The organism is Paenibacillus profundus, from assembly GCF_021369635.1.
GTDB classification, from domain to species: Bacteria; Bacillota; Bacilli; order Paenibacillales; family Paenibacillaceae; genus Paenibacillus_B; species Paenibacillus_B profundus.
This window is the reverse complement of sequence record NZ_JAJNBZ010000016.1, coordinates 75,116-93,452: the sequence shown is the minus strand read 5'-3', so window position 1 is coordinate 93,452 and position 18,337 is coordinate 75,116. Positions and strand designations below refer to the sequence as shown.

Here is an 18,337-nt window from a genome sequence, read left to right as displayed (position 1 = left end):
TTCGTCCAAATGAACGCAAGCTCATAACAGGGTAATCCGCAATCGGTTGCAGTTGCTTACGCATAAGGAGGTGGCTCGTGAATCAATTAATAATAAAACGAATTTGGCGTGGCGGTTGGGTGCTGCTTGTCACGGCAGTCGTGTTGTTCGCAAGCTGGATGCTGCTCCCTTTGCTCTATCCGTTTCTGATCGCGTGGGCGATTGCGCTTGTGCTCAATCCCGTCGTGCAGTGGATGTCCCTGCAGTTCAAGTTTCCCAGGTGGCTCAGCGTCACCATATCATTAACGATATTCATCTTGGCAATGCTGACGGTGGCAGCCGCAGTCATTACCCGAATTGTGAAGGAAATATATAACTTGTCAATGACATTGGAATACTTTCTCAATGTGTGGCGGGATTTATTCCTGCAGTTGGTTGAAAATGAGGACGTGCAGCAGTTCATTCATTCCATCAGTTCACTCTATAAAGACAATCCGAATATACAAGGTTCCATTAACAGCAATCTATCCAACACCGCGCAGACGATTACGACAGCGATCACGAATCTCATCACACTGTTCCTCGATGGCATCGTCCGCTTGCTCTCCAGCTTGCCGAACGTAGCGACCATCTCCATTATCGTTATGCTCGCGGCGTTTTTTATTAGCAAAGATTGGCTGCGGTGGACACACACGTTCACCCGGACGGTGCCGGAACAAGTCCGCAAGCCGACCCGCAACGTATGGCAGGATTTGAAGCACGCGCTGTTCGGCTATTTACGTGCGCAGTTCCTCCTTATCTCCATTACGGCCCTGATCGTCATTATCGGGCTAATCGTGCTGCATGTCGAGTATGCGGTCACGATCGGGCTGCTCATCGGGCTGGTCGATTTGCTTCCGTATTTGGGAGTGGGCGCCGTTATGGTGCCGTGGATTATCTACAGCTTTGCGGCAGGAAGCTCGTCGCTTGGAATCGGTCTGGCCGTGCTATATTCCATCGTGCTAGTCGCAAGGCAAATCATGGAGCCGAAGGTGCTCGCATCCAGTGTCGGCCTGGATCCTCTGATTACGCTTGTGGCCATGTTTGTAGGCTTGAAATTGTTCGGGGTGCTCGGGCTTATCATCGGTCCAGTCACACTGGTGCTGGTATCCGCAATGAACCGTGCGTACGTGTTTCGGGATTTGCGCAATTACATATTGACCGGCAGGCGTTGAGCGGGTGGCTGCTTGAATCCGAAAAACGCCGCTGCAAGTAACTGCAACGACGTTAGCATTGTTATTGCTGCTTCCAGTAGAAAATGGCGAGCTGCGTGCGATCCCGAAGACTGAGCTTCGACAAAATATCGGAAATATAGTTTTTCACGGTGCCCTCGCTCAGATGAAGCGCAGCCGCAATCTCCTTGTTCGACATCCCGTCGGCCACCCGCTCAGTAATCGTCTGCTCCGTCGCAGTCAACGCATATTCCGACCACATCGATTCAGGCTTCTTCGCATGGGACGGCGCCTGGAGAAGCTGAGCCAGCTTGCGCGCCACATCGGGATCCATCAGCACCGATCCAGCGTGTACGGTCCGTATGCCCTCGACGATCCGTTCGGGGGCATTGTTTTTCAGCAAATAACCGCTAGCCCCGCAACGCATCGCTTCCACGATATATTCGTCATCGTCGAACGTCGTTAGAATGAGCACCTTCACGTCGGGATGACGCTCCTTGATGCGCCTCGTCCCCTCTACCCCGTCGTATTCCGGCATGCGCATATCCATCAGGACGACATCTGCGCCGAGCTCTGCAACCGCACGCTCTGCTTCCTTGCCGTTCCCGCATGTCCCGACAACGTCGATATCGGGGTGCATGCCGACGATAAGCTTCAAGCTTTCCCGAATAAAAGCATCGTCATCTGCAATCAATACTGAAATCATTGCGCAGCATCCTTTCTTCACAGCTTCAATCTGCTCTCTATGTATGCGCACGGCGCAGCCGCACATCAGCGGGACGAAGAGCGGCTGACGTTCTTCGTCGCCGCCGGAATGACGGTGCGTACCGTGAAGTACGGCTCGGCTGTCCATTCCACACGCCCGCCGATCATGTTCGTCCGCTCCTCCATCCCTCTCAGTCCGATGCCCCGTTCCAACGGCAGCTCCGGCTTGGAGCCGTTGTTGCCCACCTGAAGCACGACTTCCTCCGGATGATAAGAAACATAAATATCGACTTCTGTCGCCCCTCCGTGCCGGAGCGCATTCGTAATCGCTTCCTGCGCATTTTGATAGATGACGACTTCGATACTCGGGTACAACGCATACGGAATACCGTTGACCTGATGGCGAACCCGCAGCACTCCACCGCTCTCCGCCTCTTGGACAAGCCGTTCCAGCGAATACGTCCTGACGTCCCCCTCAGAGGGCTTCATCCGCCGGACCGTCATCCTCAGCAGCTCCATGCTGGCAGTCAGCTGTTCCCGCACCGAATCGTATAGCCCGAAGGCCCGATCCGAATCCACGGCTTTCACCTGCTCGGCCGCATCCATCATCAGCTTCAAGCGGATTAGCTTATGCCCCAGCTCGTCGTGCAGCTCATGCGCGATGCGGTTGCGCTCTTCCGCTTGGGCGGCATGCTCCACCCGGCGCGCGTATTGCATCATCTCCATCCGCGCCGCTTCCAGCTCGTATGCTTGTTGCCGCAAGTCATCGTTGAGGCGCTCCATGCCACACTGCGCCTTCTCACTCGCGTAGATGCATATCATAAGCACACCGATCGTGATCACGACAATATTGCCCATCAGCACCCATTCCCACGGCCGCCCGGCCAGAGAGCCGTTCAACCCGCACATCGCAAGCGCCAGAGCAACTGCATGCTTCCGATCGGACCATTGAACCGGATGGGACGCAACTGTGGAACCGAAAGCAAGGAACAGCAGTCCCGCATAGTGGTGGCCGAACCAGGTAAGGTATCCGATTTCAACGACGAAAAAGGTCCAAACGAGATATTCCTTCTGCGCGAAATTGCGCAGCTCTCCCCAAGCCAGTAACAGAAGCGCGCACAACGTATATATCCCATAAGAGGAGTAAGACTCCACATATACTGAAGCCAGAACGGGGATGACTAGCAATCCGTAGCGCAATCCAATCTTTACTTGATGCAGCATAGGTCAACACCCGCTTTAATCAATCTCATTTCACGAGACACATTATAGCATACTGCCGCACCGTTATTAGCGCGCAACTTTTTTCCGCACGAAATTGTAAAACATGACGAAAGTCATGTGCAAGAGGTGACGTATTCTACCTGTGGCGTGCCGGCAAGCCGCTTTATAATGGGGATATCGATTGAAGCGTAAGGGAGGGTGTTCCGAATGAACATGGTACAGATTCGGAATGTGGTCAAAAAATATAACGGCAAAGCCGTCGTGGACCACTTGAATTTAGCGATAGAGGAAGGCGAAATCTTTGGGCTGCTCGGACCGAATGGAGCAGGCAAGAGCACGACCATTCATATGCTGACTGGACTGCTGCCGATAAGTGGCGGGGACATCTCCGTCGATGGCATCTCCGTCAAGCACAATCCGCTTGAGGTCAAGCGGCGCATCGGACTCGTGCCGCAGGATTTGGCGATTTATGAGCAGATGTCCGCACGCGACAACATCGTCTTCTTCGCCAAGCTCTACGGTCTTCGCGGCAAGGCGCTGGAAGCCGGCGTCGATGAAGCGCTCGAGCTGGTCGGCCTGTCCGATCGGCGGAAAGACAAACCGGCATCGTTCTCCGGCGGAATGAAACGGCGCCTGAACATTGCGTGTGCGATTGCGCATCGCCCGCGGCTCATCATTATGGATGAACCGACTGTAGGCATCGACCCGCATTCGCGCAATCACATTTTAGAATCGGTAAAGCAGCTGAATGAGGCAGGGTCCACCATCATTTACACTAGCCACTACATGGAAGAAGTCGAAGCGATCTCTACCAAGGTCGGCATTATGAACCAGGGCCGGCTTATCGCCTGCGGCACGCAGCATCAGCTGAAGGAAGACATCGGTCAGGACGACAAACTAACGGTTACAATCAGTCTGTCGCCCGACAGTGAAGTCGATGCCGCCATTGGCGAACTGCTGGAGCATCCGCGCATCAAGCAGGCGTCATTGCAGGAGAACGCCCTGCAAATCTTGCTTCCCTCTGCGGATGGAAGCCTGCAAGATATTTTATTCATCCTGTCCAAACACCGTATTTTGGTACAATCATTCGAACGGGAAGAACCGAATCTGGAGACGCTGTTCATGTCGTTGACCGGACGCCAATTGCGGGATTAGGAGGAACGAGAACATGATGTGGAATATTGCAGTCAATGAATTGCGCAGACAGTTGCAGATGATCTCCATTTTGGTCGTGACGTTCATCGTTCCGCTGCTGCTTATCTTTCTGCTCGGCTCTTCCTTATCGGGATCCGGCAAATTCAAGGTAGAATCCCGTGATCCGGAGCCGTTCAAGGCCGGTATCGTGCAGCAAGACCAGGGAGTGCTGGCACAAGCGTTCGCACAATTTCTCACAGCAGATGACGTTCGCCAATGGATTGAGCCTATAGCATACGCCGACCGCGAGGAGGTTATCCGCCTCATTCGTGATGGCAAGCTCGGCTTCGGGCTCGTCATCCCTTCCACGTTCTCTGACGATGTGCTGAACGGACGTCAAGCATCGTGGGAAATGATCATGGGCAATGATTACGCCAATAATCTTGCTGCCAAATCCGTATTCGGCGCCTATCTGGACATTGTCAACACACAGCAGGCGCTCGCTCTGACGGCCGAACATACAGGCAGCAGCGCTGCCAAGAACGGAATCCCGCCGGCAGCTGGAACGTTAATGCAAGGCAGTGCGGGAGAACAGCAGAACGAGGCTGCAATCGTCGAAGTGAATCCGATGCAGGATCAGCCCAATCCGACAGCGATGCAGTATTATTCCGTATCCATCCTCGTCATGTATATGCTGTATACGGGCATGTCTCTTGCCATTTCTATCCTGGCCGACCGGCAGAACTATACCTTCCACCGGATTATGGCCGCTCCTGTCCGCCCATACAGCTACATGTCAGGCAAATTGATCGGGCAATCGCTCATCGCGGTCTGCCAGGCCATATTCATGATTGCGCTCAGCCACTGGCTGTTCGGCGTAGACTGGGGCCGCGACATCGGAGCGCTCGTCATCGTATGCTTGCTTCTCATCGTGAGCTCCATGGCGCTCGGGTCGGTCATCATCGCCTATGTCCGAGAAGAAAAATCCATCAAAGGATTGTTTCAATTTTTGGTCATTACAATGACGGCAATAAGCGGCGGATTCTTTCCGATTAGCGAAGTTCAGGCAACCGTCGGCCCGTTCACCCTATCCCATTGGGCGATGCAGAGCATGCTCCGCATCATGATGAACGGGGGATGGAGCGATACGCTTCACTATGTGCTTCCGCTTGCGGGGATTGCGGGCGTACTGTTCCTCCTTGCCGTCTGGTCATTCAGAAAGGTGGTCAACTATGCCTAGTCTGTGGATTGCACAATGGTTTCTGAAGCGGATGATCTCGCAAAAACGCTCGCTAATTGTCACGTTTCTGCTGCCGGCCATCATCGTATCCGCATTCATGCTGCTCCTTCATATCGGCGAGCAAGGGCCGCAGCGGATTGAAGTCGTCTCCCGCGACCATTCGCCGCTCGCTCAATATTTGCTCAACTCGCTTAAAGACGACTTTGAGCTGAAGGAGGCTGCGAACACGAATGAACTGCGCGAGAACGTATTCGATCAGAAAGCCAGCGCCGGATTCATCCTTCCAGAACGCTACGGCGACATGCTGCTTCAGGGAGAGCATCCGGTTATTGAACAGATCCAACTCGGCATAAATGAAGCGAATATCGCGCTCAAGTTGCGGCTGGAACAGCATGTGCAGGATGCGATGCGTGTCGTGGATACCCTGAAGGCGTCCGGGTTACAAGGGAATGACTTAGAGACACGAACGGCTGATGTCCTGACTGAGAAATCAAAAGGGAACGTCCGCGCGGAAACGACCGACTTTCAGTTGTATGTGTCGCCGACGCTGCGCATGAGCATGGGAATGCTCTTGATGTTCATGCTCATGTCCTTGATGAACGCCGTCTCCATCATGCTGGAAGACAAGCAAAACTACACGATGATGCGAACCTATGCCGCGCCGGTGCGCGCCTACCATATCGCTCTAGGTCAATTCTTGGGCGGCATCGCCTTCGGCACGATGCAAATTGCCGTCGTTCTGCTTATCACCCGTTATCTGATTGGCATCGACATGTCAATGACACTGCTTCAGCAATGGGTGCTTCTGGAGCTGTTCCTGATCGCTGGTATGGGGATGGCTTGCATGCTAGGCTCTATCATCGGAAATTCAGAGCACTTTTCCCGAGTGAATTTTTTCCTTGTAGTACCGACCTGCATGATAAGCGGCTGCTACTGGCCGATTGAATTCATGAACGACAACATGCAAAAGATTTCGTACTTCGTACCGCAGCGTTGGGTGCTGGATGCGATGGAACAGTTGGCTGCTGGCGGTTCCTGGTCAGCTATCGCGCTGCATGTCATAGTGCTGCTCCTGTTCGGCGTCGTCCTGCTTGGCATCGGCTCCACCGTGCTCCGGCCGGCCACACGAGAAGCGATATAATTATGGAATCCTCCTCCTTTCGATCCGCTGCATGCGGCAGGAAGGAGGTTTTTTCATGTGCGTCCGCTGGATCCGCATCTACATGGATCCTCATAGCCGCATCTGTACCATTGTCATCCGACCATCTTCTATTTGAACTAAAAAAGATAGACTGAAGGACCGGCTGTCTCCCCCTTGCCTCATCCTGCATTGGACTTTGTACAGCGAAACAGCAGCGCATGCCTCTTTACGGTAGGTTTCATTGGAATTCACACCGTGTTTTGACACGGTTTCCGCAGCGATGCTGAAAAGCAGCCCGATCCACTGCACAAAATTCAGTCCACATGCCTTTAAGCCGCCCGATCGGCATATTTTACTGTAAATAGGCTCTCCTTCACCTTGGACAACAATATAGATCAACTTATATAGTAAAAGGAGGCCGGCTTTTACGGCTCATCCTTAATTCACATATGACATGTATGAATGATGTATGAACGAGATGTGAACGGCATCCTTATTCAACTCCGCCACATTCTCAATAATTCCATTATTAGGTTTTCACAGCAATGATTTAACACCCATTTATTTACATAAAATGTTCCATCATCCATTAACAAACCTTTGTTCCAACTACTTAAATCGCATTCATGCCCTTTTGAACAAAAATTTGTAATATCAGTTGCAATATTTGTCGAAGGAGTTCACAATTAGACATGAAGATTTTGGGTTATAAATGGAGAAACAACCCATTTCTCGCATGAATCCGTTAGGAGGTCATATTGCATGTCGGCTGATGTTACGCACTCGGGAGGGGTTTGGAAATCGTATTACGGCCCCAATCTGGGTTACATTCAAGAGCAGTATGAGCGCTATGCGGTGGATCCCGCTTCCGTAGACGCCCATTATCGCGACCTATTCGCTCGTTACGGTGCTCCGCCCGGTACGAGCGGCACTACTGCCGGAACGGCAACGACGGTGGAACCTAGCTTGATTACGGATGTACAACGGCTCCAGCAAGCGGTATCCGCTGTACGAATCGCGGAGAGTATTCGCGCCTATGGACACCTGGCTGCGGATCTTGATCCGCTCGGAGTGAATGCGCAGGCTGACACCCGCCGCTTCGAACCGGAGACGTTCGGGTTAACTGCGGACGAATTGCGTTCCTTACCGGCTTCCCTCGTATGGGAGGAAGCGCCGGATGAAATAGAAAGTGCATGGGACGCAGTGCAGCGCTTGCGCGAGCTGTACACCCAATCCATCGCTTTTGAATTCAGCCATGTTCACGATCTGGGCGAACGGCTGTGGCTCAGACAAAAGGTCAGTTCCGGCCTCGTTCCACCGCCGATGACCGACGAAGCGCGAAGCGCTCTATTGAAGCGACTCATTGAAGTAGAGCAGTTCGAAACCTTTCTCCACCGCACCTTCGTAGGCCAGAAACGATTCTCAATCGAAGGCACGGACGTCCTCGTTCCGATGCTGGACGAAATCGTTCAAGTATTTGCGCGTGGAGGCGCAGCACATATTTTAATGGGCATGGCCCATCGTGGACGTTTGAATGTTTTGGCCCACGTACTGGGCAAGCCATATGGCAGCATTTTCTCGGAGTTCCACCATTCGCCGAACAAAGATCTCTTCCCTTCGGAAGGGTCGATGGGAATTAACTACGGCTGGACGGGGGACGTCAAATATCACCTTGGCGCTGACCGCGCGCTGGAAGACGGCGATCGCATCCGTACCACGATTACGCTCGCGAACAATCCGAGCCATCTGGAATTCGTGAATCCGGTCGTCGAAGGCTTCACACGCGCTGCACAGGATGACCGCAGCCAGCCGGGCTATCCGGAACAAAATGCGGGCCGGGCAGCGGCCGTGCTAATTCATGGGGATGCCGCCTTCCCAGGTGAAGGCATCGTATCGGAGACGCTCAACTTCAACAAGCTTAGAGGGTACCAGAACGGTGGAACGGTGCATATCATCGTCAACAACCGCATTGGGTTCACGACGGACAGTCACGATTCCCGTTCCACACTCTACGCGAGCGACCTGGCCAAAGGCTTTGAGATTCCGATCGTGCATGTAAATGCAGACGATCCGGAAGCCTGCCTCGCGGCGATCCGCATGGCAGCCGAATATCGAGAGCAGTTCAAGAAGGATTTCCTAATCGACCTGATCGGCTATCGCCGGCACGGGCACAACGAGATGGACGATCCTTCCGCGACCCAGTCGCTAGTGTACGAGAAAGTATCCAAGCATCCGACCGTAGCGACGCGGTATGCCGAGACATTGCGGCGGAAAGGTCTGTTGGATGACAGCCGCATCGAAGCGATGAAGCGGCAAGTCGACGAGACGCTGCAGCAAGCTTATGACCGAATGAAAGCGCTGACGGATCGGCCATATCATTACCATTCCGATTCGTTCCCGCGTTCCGACGCGGCGCCTTCCAAGATGACAGCCGTACCATTGGAGCGGCTGCAAGATATCAATCGGCAGCTGTTGGAGGTTCCAGAAGGCTTCCACGTGTATCCGAAGCTGGAACGGATTCTTCAGCGCCGGGTTGATGCGCTGAACGACGACGGAGCGGTCGATTGGGCCTTGGCGGAGGCACTCGCCTTCGCTACTATTCTGGAAGACGGCCAGCCTATCCGTTTAAGCGGCCAGGACTCAGAGCGCGGCACGTTCGCACATCGCCACCTCGTGCTGCACGATTATAAGACTGGGAACACGTTCTGTCCGCTGCACCGCTTGCCACAAGCGAAGGCGTCGTTCGGCGTGTATAACAGTCCGCTCTCAGAAGCGTCCGTGCTCGGCTTCGAATATGGATACAATGTGTTCGCTCCCGAGACGCTCGTCCTCTGGGAAGCGCAGTTCGGAGATTTCGCCAATGCGGCACAAGTCATCTTTGACCAATTCATTTCCGCGGGCTTGGCTAAGTGGCATCAGTATTCCAATCTCGTTATGCTATTGCCGCATGGATACGAAGGTCAGGGTCCTGAACATTCAAGCGCCCGGCTGGAGCGCTACTTGCAGTCTTGTGCAGAGCGGAATTGGACGGTTGCCAATTTGAGCAGCGCCGCCCAATATTTCCATCTGCTCCGGCGGCAGGCGGCGAGCGGCAGAACGACCGAAGCGCGCCCGTTAGTGCTGATGACACCGAAGAGCTTGCTGCGGAATGCGCGCAGCGCGGCTCCAGCCTCATCCCTGACGGAAGGCAGCTTCCGCCCGATATTGGAAGAACCTCTGCTTGGCGGCAAGCCGAAGAAGACGGAGCGCTTGATTCTGTGCAGCGGCAAAGTTACACTCGACCTGCAGGCTGGAATCGAAGCAGAGCCAGAACGTAAATGGGATTGGCTCCACATCGTCCGCATCGAGCAGCTCTATCCGTTCCCGGACGAAGACATTACTGCTGTCCTGCAGCGGCTTCCTGCCTTGAAGGAAATCGTCTGGGTTCAGGAAGAACCGAAAAATATGGGCGCTTGGACTTACATGGAGCCGCGGCTCCGCGAGTTGACTTCAGGAAATATACCGGTTCGTTATATCGGCCGTGCCGAGCGTTCAAGCACGGCGAGCGGATATGCGGACGTTCACAATATTGAACAGCGCAATCTGATTGCGAATGCATTGAAACTTATTGATACCCTATAATAGGTTGTTCAAAAACCCCTATGGCCTTTTTGAACACGTACTATAATACTGATGAATACATGAATGCTCAGGGAGGTAGCGGTTGTGGCGGAAATTAAAGTACCCGAATTGGGAGAATCCATTACGGAAGGCACACTGCACAAGTGGCACGTTCAAGAAGGAGATACGGTTCATTTCGGCGATGTTCTTGCAGAATTAGAAACAGACAAAGTAAATCTTGAAATTAGCGCAGAGGAAGACGGAATAGTCGAACGTATCGCGCGGCACGCAGGCGAGAATGTAGCCGTTGGCGAGATCATAGGAATTATCAGTGCTCAATCGTCAGCCGCAAGCGGCGGAAACCCACCAGCCGCAGATGAAAATTCTGTCGATAGCAAGACGGCGGGTGCCGATGTGAATGCGGTATCCAGCAGCGCTTCCGCAACGAGCGGCGGCACAGCGGCTGTCACTGCTGATGCAGTAGACACGAATGAGGAGCGGGGCGACTATCATGCGACGCCGTCGGCCCGCAAGATGGCAAGAGAGCAAGGAATCGACTTGCGGAATATCCGTCCGCAAGATCCAGTCGGACGTATCCGCGAGGAAGACGTGCAGGCGCATACAGCGGCTGGGGAGACGGTGATGAAGGAAGCGGGAGACAAGCGTTCTCCTGCATCAGCAGCACCTAAGGCGGCAGCACCAGCGGTGCCAGTCGTCGGAGTACAAGATGCAGCGGCCAAGCCAGCCGAACGAGTTCGGATGTCCCGGCGCCGCCAGACCATTGCCAAGCGCCTCGTGGAAGCACAGCAGACGGCCGCAATGCTGACGACCTTCAACGAAGTCGACATGTCGGCCATCATGGATATCCGCAAACGGCGCAAAACGACGTTCCGCGAGAAGCATGACGTAGGACTTGGCTTCATGTCTTTCTTCACGAAAGCGATCGTCGGCGCGCTCAAAGCGTATCCGCTGCTGAATGCCGAAATTGATGGTGAAGACATCATCATGAAGAAATATTATGACATCGGCATTGCCGTTGCCGCCAAAGAAGGCTTGGTCGTACCGGTTGTCCGGGACGCAGATCGGCTCGGGTTCGCTGAAATAGAGAAGCAGATCGGGGAACTGGCGGAGAAAGCACGCACCAACTCGCTGACACTGTCCGAGCTGCAAGGCGGGACGTTCACGATAACGAACGGCGGTGTATTTGGATCGCTGCTGTCCACGCCGATTTTGAATTCACCGCAAGTCGGTATTCTCGGCATGCACACAATACAGCTGCGCCCAGTCGCCATTGATGAAGAGCGGACCGTGAACCGGCCGATGATGTATATCGCCCTCTCCTACGACCATCGTATCGTCGACGGAGCTGAAGCCGTTAGCTTTTTAAGAACGGTGAAAGAACTGCTTGAAGATCCGGAAACGCTGCTGCTGGAAGGGTAATGATGAGGAAAATAGGAAAGCCGCCGAGCAATTCGGCGGCTTTTTGAGCTTGTCGAGAAACCCAAAACATAATGGTATTTGTTCGATAATTTTATCATGGCGGTCATCTGCTACTGATCCGTGTCCGCTCGTTCGATGGGAACGGTATCCTCGGTCAATGTACCCGTCTTTCCCAGCTTTTCCGCTCGCAACGTATGGAGAATCTTCATCAGCTCGGTAATTTCGCTCTGATTTTTATTGTTTTTTTGCATTAGAATCAGCTTCTGTTCCAATCTGTCTAACTTGCTGTCCATTTCTGTCCTCCCAGCATCATTCCTATCATAGGTTTATATGCGTTGGAGGCCTAGGTGTTTCTTTATGAAAAAATGAAATAATATCCAATCCATAGGTGTGATCCGCCTTTTAGCTTCGACGCAACATTAAGCATGTGCCTTAAATAGCGCACGAAGTGCAGAATCATGCTCGTCCTTCGGTATGATTAACGCAGTGTTCTCTGCAAAGAAAATGAAGAAACGCTTCCGGCTTTCTGCCACCTTATATACCTCGCTCCACGCGTAATAGCCCTCCGTTGCAGGTGTCTGGAGACGGATGCCTTCATCCGAGAGTTGAATATCATACTGATGTGCGGAAGCATCCTTGCCGAAAGACTTGCCCGTTACCGCCCGCATCAACATATAGTATAGTGCTCCAGCTGCACCATTAACCACGATGATGACGGGCACCATCCACTTCCACTCCTTCACCCCCGCCTGAAATCCGGTTATGGCGAGCAATATGACGAGAAGTACAACGTTCAAAATGAGCCCCAACGTGAGCAATGACTTCTTAATAAATTGAAACTGGTAATCCATATAATCTCGAATGGTCAGTTGGTAGTTCAGATGTATCGTGCTGTGCATAGGTATCTCCTCCCACACTGAAACAGCCTATTCACGACCGTGCATAGGCTGCTCCTTGCTTCAATGGCAATATCGCCTCCTAGAAGCGGCGGAAATAAATGAAATTGCCGTCTTTCATTTTTTTCTCGATCCATTTCAACAAATAGTGCCTGTATAATGGCCGGGTTAGAGGGAAAACGAGCGTGAAACCGAGGACATCCGTGAAGAACCCCGGAGTTAAGAGCATAATCCCCCCCGCCATAATGCATAAGCCATCAATGACTGCGCGTCCCGGTACTTGCCTGGACTGCAACTGCTTCTGGGCTTCACCCCACACTTGGGCAGCTTCATAGCGGGCTACAATCGCTCCGATTACACTCGTCAGCAAAATAAGCAAAAATGTGTTCCAGCCTCCCACCCAGTTGCTGACCAAGACGAAACCGTACACTTCCAATGCGGGAATTAACGTAAGTACAATAAGTATCCATACGATTGGATTCATCCTGCGTCCCCTCCTTCCCATAATTAAGCTTCTCGTCATCTGCACACTTGCTTACTGCCAAGTATGTCAGGGAATGCATGGTGTGACTTCATAGTCAGTCATGCGTAACAGATTCAAGCAGCGTCCAGATGTCCTTCGCTTCACGTTCAATACGTACCGGACGCCAATTCGAATTCAGCCAGGCGAGTGTTGTTGCCCCTTCTACCAGCCGCTCACCGATTGGCGCGGCACGCCAGCCTTGCTCCAAGGCCATGTCTGCTTCAGCTTCGCCTACGCGACATACAACCGAAGCGAAGGTCATGCGCAACGCTGAACGCTGCTCCAGCCGGGTATATACCATAATCATGTCATCATACAATGCTGGACGCTTAAAGGTAACCTGCAAATCAACGACAGGAAGCAGCAGCCCCCGTGTCTCCAATTCTCGGTAGCTCAAGCCTAACGCTCGTATCCATTCTGTACGTCCCACTTCAAACCAAGTGATATAATTTCCATGAAAGACCACTTTCATTCCGTCTGTCTCTTGATAACGGACGCGAAGCGGAAATCCGAACCAAGAGCAAGCAGCAGACGGAGACGATGCTGGAGACATCGCTGCACCTCCTATTGTAACTTATAAGTATCATAACTCACAAATGCAACAAAACTTCATATCTGCGCCTTCAGAGTGGTAAGCGGCCGCGTCTAGCGGCACGCTATTGTCCTTGCCGTTCGTTAGTGTTCGTTCGAGACAATGTGGTGCTTAATGTCATATAACCTGCTTTCACAATAACAGAAGCAATGGCATATCGCCATTGCTTCTGTCGCTTTGCATTCTATTATATAATCAGCTCGGTCTTAAGAGCAGCTTTTGCCGATTTGGCTCACTTTCACGAGGTTCGTCGAACCCGCGCAGCTTGTTGGGACACCAGCCGTAATGACAACCAGGTCTCCTTCGGAAACGATGCCTGTATTTACGCCGCCGCAAACCGCAACGTCGAACATTTCATCCGTGGAGGAAGCTTGTTCCACTTTCACAGGCACGACACCCCATGTCAGGGATAATCCGCGCATCACTTTCTCGGATGGAGTCGCAGCAATGATTGGCGCTTTTGGACGATATTTCGATACCATGCGCGCCGTATATCCGGTTTGCGTGGAGCTGATGATCGCCTTTGCATTCAAGTCAAGCGCCGTATTTGCTACAGCTTGGCTGATTGCATCCGTAACCGTCATTTGTTGTTTCAAGCTTTGTTTAATTAAAATTTCACGATATTCCAATGCAGATTCCGCTTTTTCCGCGATGCGGGACATCGTCAGAACGGATTCAACCGGATATTTCCCTGCAGCCGTTTCACCGGACAGCATGATTGCATCCGTGCCGTCGAAGATAGCGTTCGCCACGTCACTTGCTTCCGCGCGTGTAGGGCGAGGATTGCGTTGCATGGAATCAAGCATTTGCGTCGCTGTAATAACTGGTTTGCCTACAGTATTGCATTTTTCAATCATTCTCTTCTGTACAAGTGGCACTTCTTCCGCAGGAATCTCGACACCAAGGTCACCGCGGGCAACCATCAAGCCGTCAGAAGCTTCCAAGATTTCATCCAAGTTGTCTACGCCTTCTTGGTTCTCAATCTTCGAAATGATTTGGATATGTTTCGCGTTATGCTTGTCCAACAAATTGCGGATTTCCATAACGTCGCTTGCTTTACGCACGAAAGAGGCAGCAATGAAATCAACCCCTTGTTCGATACCGAAAATGATGTCATTTGCATCTTTTTCAGTAATGCCCGGAAGCGAGATTTTGACGCCTGGCACGTTAACGCCTTTACGGCTCTTAATTGTACCACCGTTAACAATCTTACACTTGATTTCCGTGCCTTGAACGTCAACGACTGTCAGTCCAATGAGACCATCATCGATAAGAATAGTAGAACCGACTTCCACATCCTGCGGCAACTCATTATATGTAACCGAGATGCGATCTTTGTCTCCAAGAATTTCTTCCGTCGTTAATGTCACATATTCATCTTGTACGAGGTCGATTGGCTCCACTGCCAATTTTCCTGTACGGATTTCCGGGCCTTTCGTATCAAGAAGAATCGCAACTGTCTTGTTCATTTCTTCGCAAGCTTGACGAATGTTCTTGATCCGGTTGCCGTGCTCATCAAAGTCACCATGCGAGAAGTTAAGGCGAGCGACGTTCATGCCTGCCAGAATCAACTTCTTCGTATTCTCCAAGGACTCGCTGGAAGGACCGATAGTACAAACAATTTTGGTTTTACGCATTATGGGCTTCCTCCAATTGTGGGCTCTCTAATATCTCTAATTTTTATTTCTAAAACAAGGCTCTCATCTATCTAATTTACTATACTCAGCAAAATTTGTATATGAAGATTATCATATTTATAAGTTTTACCAATAAGCACCTTTTTTATGATGAGAAATAATCATACACGTTCGTACGTTGCAAACTTGCCGATTTTGCGGAATTTGCCGTAGCGATCTTCGCGCAATTCGTCTGTTGACAACAGCATAAGCTCCGCGAGATGACGCCACAGCGCGTCTTTCACATTCGCGGCTGCCGCTTCAACATCCTTGTGCGCGCCTCCCTGAGGCTCAGGAATAATTTCTTCAATGACATCCATCGCTTTCAGATCGGCAGCGGTAATCTTCATCGCTTCTGCGGCCTGATCTGCTCTCGAAGCATCCTTCCACAGGATGGAAGCCGCGCCATTCGGCGAGATGGCGGCATAAATGGCGTTCTCGAGCATAAGCACACGGTTCCCAACGCCTAGCGCTAACGCGCCGCCGCTGCCGCCTTCTCCAATCACGACGCAGATGACAGGAACGCCCAGCAGCGCCATATCGCGTAAATTACGGGCAATCGCTTCCGATTGTCCGCGCTCTTCCGCCGTATTCCCTGGGTAAGCGCCTTTCGTATCGATGAACGTAATAATCGGACGCTTGAACTTGTCCGCTTGCTGCATGAGCCGCAGCGCTTTGCGGAACCCTTCCGGGTGCGGACTGCCGAAGAAGCGAGCAATATTTTCCTTCGTGTCCTTGCCGCGCTGATGGCCGATAACGGTTACCGGAACCCCATTTAACCGTGCGAGACCGCCGACGATGGCCATGTCGTCTCCGAACAGCCGATCACCGTGCAGCTCAATGAAATCGGTGAAAATATGCTGAATAAAATCAAGCGTGGTTGGACGTTGATGATGTCTCGCCAAGTGCATCTTTTGTGATGGGGAGATGTTGGTATAAATCTCTTCAGCCAACTTGGCGTAACGCTCCTCCAACCGTGCTATTTCCTCAGTAAAGTCAATATTTTTTTCCTCTCCGAACCGTTTTAATTCGGCTATTTTCTGTTTCAACTCCACCAAAGGCTGCTCGAACGGAAGCTCACCCGCCATGCGTCACATCTCCTTTCACCGTGTGCAAATCAATAAGCTTGATCAAGGTCTGACGCATGTCCTTGCGCGGCACCACCAAATCGAGCTGCCCGTGCTTCATGTTGAACTCCGCCGTTTGGAACTCGTCAGGCAGCTTCTGCCGTATGGTCTGCTCAATTACGATGCGTCCCGCAAACCCGACAAGGGCCCCAGGCTCAGCAAGGTTGATATCGCCGAGCATAGCAAAGCTGGCGGACACGCCGCCTGTCGTCGGATCGGTAAATACCGAAATATACAATCCGCCTGCCTCGTGCAGCTTGGCCAACGCAGCGCTCGTCTTCGCCATTTGCATAAGGCTTAAGATGCTTTCCTGCATGCGCGCTCCGCCTGATGTCGAGAAAATGATGAGCGGATATTGCTTCTGCATGGCTGTTTCAATGGCCCTCGTTATTTTTTCACCGACGACCGAGCCCATGCTGCCGGTAAAGAAATCAAAGCTCATAACGGCGACGACGACAGGAAATCCGCCGATCGTGCCTTCACCTGTAATGACCGCTTCGTCCAATCCTGATTTGGCTTGCTGCTGCTTCAGCTTCTTCGGATAGTCCGGGAAGCCGAGCGGATCCTCAGAGACGATATCCGAGTCGTATTCGAAGAAACGGCCTTCATCCAAGGTCATTTCAATGCGTTCCAGCGCATTCAGACGCAAATGATGTCCACACTGCGAACATACCTTCAGGTTCTTCTCCAACTCTTTATGATATTGAATCGTGCCGCATTTCGGGCATTTGTTCATCAAACCTTCGGGTATCTCGCGCTTGGGGCGGTCATCATGCACGGATGCGGATGGCACCGTGGCGTACTTTTTCTTTTGAAATAAGTCTTTAAACACCCGTTACACCTCTTTAGGCGTGATTTCTCCATGCTACCGAGACATACTTAGGTCCACAGCCGGAGATTGTCCTAACCGTAAACAACAAAAATCGGCTGTTTGAAAAACGTGACGTTCGTCAATCAGCCGGCATCATGCATGCAAAATCGAATTGAGCACTTCCTGAACTTCTTCAACTTCCCCGGAAGGCACTAAAATTTCAAACTGTTGTTTAGAAAGATGGATGGGACGGATCTGAATAAGAAACCCTTCCTCCGTCAATCTTGTCTGAATCTTGTCTGCTAATTTGGCAGTCGGTGCGATGTAGATAACGGTCCACATGCGCGTGAGACCCCCCTAACGTTCCAATACGGCTCATATAATGCCATAATGATAACATAATTGACATTTTCACCGCAACCAAATCCTTGACAATCATGCAATGAACAAATGCACAATTAGACAAAATAAGCAAATACGCCGTTAAATTGTATCTTTCGACAGCCCATATAAATTTGCATCATGATTCTTGTGTGCGATTCGGGCCGATGCCGCAGCAGCCAATCCCGCCACGAGATCATCCAAGAAGACGTGAATTTGCTGCTTGTTCGCGTTCAACTGATGAATCACGCCGACCTTTGCCTTATCCAAATAGCCGAAGCTCGTCAATCCAATCATACCATATACGCTCGTAATGCCCAGAGCCAGCGTTTCATCCACCCCATATAACGGCTCATCCGCCTCCATTATCGCTTGCAGCGGTTCCGGCAAGAGCTTCTGCTCCGCTAACCAATCAAGCGCAATCCCCGTCATTAGCGTGTACTGCACTTCACGCTTTTGAATGACCGCTTTGACACTATCGATGCAATCCGCAAGCGTTAAGGAAGCATTATAGGGCCGCTGCAATTGAAGGACAATATCCGCAATCGCTTCAAGTTCAACTCCACGCCGTTCCAGCCATTGTATCGCAATATCGGATGTCAAGGAAATCCCCTCCCTTCACCCCGTCTCCTGTGACTTGTCTCTTCGGAACAGGGC

The 18,337-nt window shown here is 51.9% G+C and carries 17 protein-coding genes; 6 read left to right on the top strand and 11 right to left on the bottom strand.

Annotated features, from left to right (window positions below; genetic code table 11):
* Positions 1-77 precede the first annotated feature (77 nt).
* Positions 78-1,193, top strand: a complete 1,116-nt coding sequence (ytvI, locus tag LQV63_RS18400; protein WP_233697821.1) for a sporulation integral membrane protein YtvI — start codon at positions 78-80, stop codon at positions 1,191-1,193.
* A gap of 61 nt (positions 1,194-1,254) precedes the next feature.
* Here ytvI and LQV63_RS18395 read toward each other — a convergent pair whose 3' ends face one another.
* Together LQV63_RS18395 and LQV63_RS18390 are read right to left on the bottom strand one after the other, a co-directional pair.
* Complete coding sequence (locus LQV63_RS18395) at positions 1,255-1,896, bottom strand: response regulator transcription factor (protein ID WP_233697851.1); 642 nt, start codon at positions 1,894-1,896, stop codon at positions 1,255-1,257.
* A 65-nt stretch (positions 1,897-1,961) separates the two neighbouring features.
* Positions 1,962-3,119: a histidine kinase gene (locus tag LQV63_RS18390; protein ID WP_233697820.1), complete on the bottom strand. Its 1,158-nt coding sequence runs from the start codon at positions 3,117-3,119 to the stop codon at positions 1,962-1,964.
* 207 nt (positions 3,120-3,326) lie between these two features.
* On the opposite strand from LQV63_RS18390, the gene LQV63_RS18385 reads away from it, so the two are divergent.
* The 5 genes from LQV63_RS18385 (at position 3,327) to odhB (ending at position 11,674) form a co-directional block, all read left to right on the top strand.
* Positions 3,327-4,274: an ABC transporter ATP-binding protein gene (locus LQV63_RS18385; protein ID WP_019422783.1), complete on the top strand. Its 948-nt coding sequence runs from the start codon at positions 3,327-3,329 to the stop codon at positions 4,272-4,274.
* 13 nt (positions 4,275-4,287) lie between these two features.
* Positions 4,288-5,493, top strand: a complete 1,206-nt coding sequence (locus LQV63_RS18380) for an ABC transporter permease (protein WP_019422782.1) — start codon at positions 4,288-4,290, stop codon at positions 5,491-5,493.
* Positions 5,486-6,634, top strand: coding sequence for an ABC transporter permease (locus LQV63_RS18375; protein ID WP_233697819.1), 1,149 nt, complete (start codon positions 5,486-5,488; stop codon positions 6,632-6,634). The genes LQV63_RS18380 and LQV63_RS18375 overlap by 8 nt, the downstream gene beginning before the upstream one ends.
* Before the next feature lie 762 nt (positions 6,635-7,396).
* Positions 7,397-10,255 (top strand): 2-oxoglutarate dehydrogenase E1 component, encoded by a 2,859-nt coding sequence (locus LQV63_RS18370; protein ID WP_233697818.1) that lies wholly within the window; start codon positions 7,397-7,399, stop codon positions 10,253-10,255.
* Between the two features lie 84 nt (positions 10,256-10,339).
* Positions 10,340-11,674: a 2-oxoglutarate dehydrogenase complex dihydrolipoyllysine-residue succinyltransferase gene (gene odhB, locus LQV63_RS18365; RefSeq protein WP_233697817.1), complete on the top strand. Its 1,335-nt coding sequence runs from the start codon at positions 10,340-10,342 to the stop codon at positions 11,672-11,674.
* 110 nt (positions 11,675-11,784) lie between these two features.
* On the opposite strand, the gene LQV63_RS18360 is transcribed toward odhB, so the two are convergent.
* The 9 genes from LQV63_RS18360 to LQV63_RS18320 all read right to left on the bottom strand — a co-directional run bounded on the left by LQV63_RS18360 (position 11,785) and on the right by LQV63_RS18320 (position 18,283).
* Complete coding sequence (locus LQV63_RS18360; protein WP_019422777.1) at positions 11,785-11,967, bottom strand: hypothetical protein; 183 nt, start codon at positions 11,965-11,967, stop codon at positions 11,785-11,787.
* Between the two features lie 126 nt (positions 11,968-12,093).
* Complete coding sequence (locus tag LQV63_RS18355; RefSeq protein ID WP_233697816.1) at positions 12,094-12,573, bottom strand: YcxB family protein; 480 nt, start codon at positions 12,571-12,573, stop codon at positions 12,094-12,096.
* A gap of 79 nt (positions 12,574-12,652) precedes the next feature.
* Entirely contained in the window at positions 12,653-13,054 is a 402-nt protein-coding gene (locus LQV63_RS18350; RefSeq protein WP_233697815.1) for an FxsA family protein, read from the bottom strand.
* 94 nt (positions 13,055-13,148) lie between these two features.
* On the bottom strand, positions 13,149-13,646 hold the full coding sequence (locus LQV63_RS18345; RefSeq protein WP_233697814.1) for an acyl-CoA thioesterase: 498 nt from the start codon (positions 13,644-13,646) through the stop codon (positions 13,149-13,151).
* 245 nt (positions 13,647-13,891) lie between these two features.
* Positions 13,892-15,322 (bottom strand): pyruvate kinase, encoded by a 1,431-nt coding sequence (gene pyk / locus LQV63_RS18340; RefSeq protein WP_019422773.1) that lies wholly within the window; start codon positions 15,320-15,322, stop codon positions 13,892-13,894.
* 161 nt (positions 15,323-15,483) lie between these two features.
* Positions 15,484-16,449 (bottom strand): acetyl-CoA carboxylase carboxyl transferase subunit alpha, encoded by a 966-nt coding sequence (gene accA, locus LQV63_RS18335; RefSeq protein WP_019422772.1) that lies wholly within the window; start codon positions 16,447-16,449, stop codon positions 15,484-15,486.
* The gene (accD, locus tag LQV63_RS18330) at positions 16,439-17,320 is read right to left on the bottom strand and encodes an acetyl-CoA carboxylase, carboxyltransferase subunit beta (RefSeq protein ID WP_019422771.1); all 882 of its coding nucleotides are present in this window, start codon (positions 17,318-17,320) and stop codon (positions 16,439-16,441) included. Before accD ends, accA begins: the two co-directional genes overlap by 11 nt.
* Before the next feature lie 132 nt (positions 17,321-17,452).
* Positions 17,453-17,641 carry a hypothetical protein gene (locus LQV63_RS18325; RefSeq protein ID WP_019422770.1) on the bottom strand — a complete coding sequence of 63 codons (189 nt, stop codon included), beginning with the start codon at positions 17,639-17,641 and terminating at the stop codon, positions 17,453-17,455.
* Positions 17,642-17,782: 141 nt separating this feature from the next.
* Complete coding sequence (locus LQV63_RS18320; RefSeq protein ID WP_233697813.1) at positions 17,783-18,283, bottom strand: phosphatidylglycerophosphatase A family protein; 501 nt, start codon at positions 18,281-18,283, stop codon at positions 17,783-17,785.
* Positions 18,284-18,337 lie beyond the last annotated feature (54 nt).

Excerpts from the sequence above, each read along its gene's own strand:
- LQV63_RS18395 (WP_233697851.1), bottom strand. The coding sequence starts at position 1,896 with ATGATTTCAGTATTGATTGCAGATGACGATGCTTTTATTCGGGAAAGC.
- LQV63_RS18390 (WP_233697820.1), bottom strand. The coding sequence starts at position 3,119 with ATGCTGCATCAAGTAAAGATTGGATTGCGCTACGGATTGCTAGTCATC.
- LQV63_RS18385 (WP_019422783.1), top strand. The coding sequence starts at position 3,327 with ATGAACATGGTACAGATTCGGAATGTGGTCAAAAAATATAACGGCAAA.
- LQV63_RS18380 (WP_019422782.1), top strand. The coding sequence starts at position 4,288 with ATGATGTGGAATATTGCAGTCAATGAATTGCGCAGACAGTTGCAGATG.
- LQV63_RS18375 (WP_233697819.1), top strand. The coding sequence starts at position 5,486 with ATGCCTAGTCTGTGGATTGCACAATGGTTTCTGAAGCGGATGATCTCG.
- LQV63_RS18370 (WP_233697818.1), top strand. The coding sequence starts at position 7,397 with ATGTCGGCTGATGTTACGCACTCGGGAGGGGTTTGGAAATCGTATTAC.
- LQV63_RS18360 (WP_019422777.1), bottom strand. The coding sequence starts at position 11,967 with ATGGACAGCAAGTTAGACAGATTGGAACAGAAGCTGATTCTAATGCAA.
- LQV63_RS18355 (WP_233697816.1), bottom strand. The coding sequence starts at position 12,573 with ATGCACAGCACGATACATCTGAACTACCAACTGACCATTCGAGATTAT.
- LQV63_RS18350 (WP_233697815.1), bottom strand. The coding sequence starts at position 13,054 with ATGAATCCAATCGTATGGATACTTATTGTACTTACGTTAATTCCCGCA.
- LQV63_RS18345 (WP_233697814.1), bottom strand. The coding sequence starts at position 13,646 with ATGTCTCCAGCATCGTCTCCGTCTGCTGCTTGCTCTTGGTTCGGATTT.
- pyk (WP_019422773.1), bottom strand. The coding sequence starts at position 15,322 with ATGCGTAAAACCAAAATTGTTTGTACTATCGGTCCTTCCAGCGAGTCC.
- accA (WP_019422772.1), bottom strand. The coding sequence starts at position 16,449 with ATGGCGGGTGAGCTTCCGTTCGAGCAGCCTTTGGTGGAGTTGAAACAG.
- LQV63_RS18325 (WP_019422770.1), bottom strand. The coding sequence starts at position 17,641 with ATGTGGACCGTTATCTACATCGCACCGACTGCCAAATTAGCAGACAAG.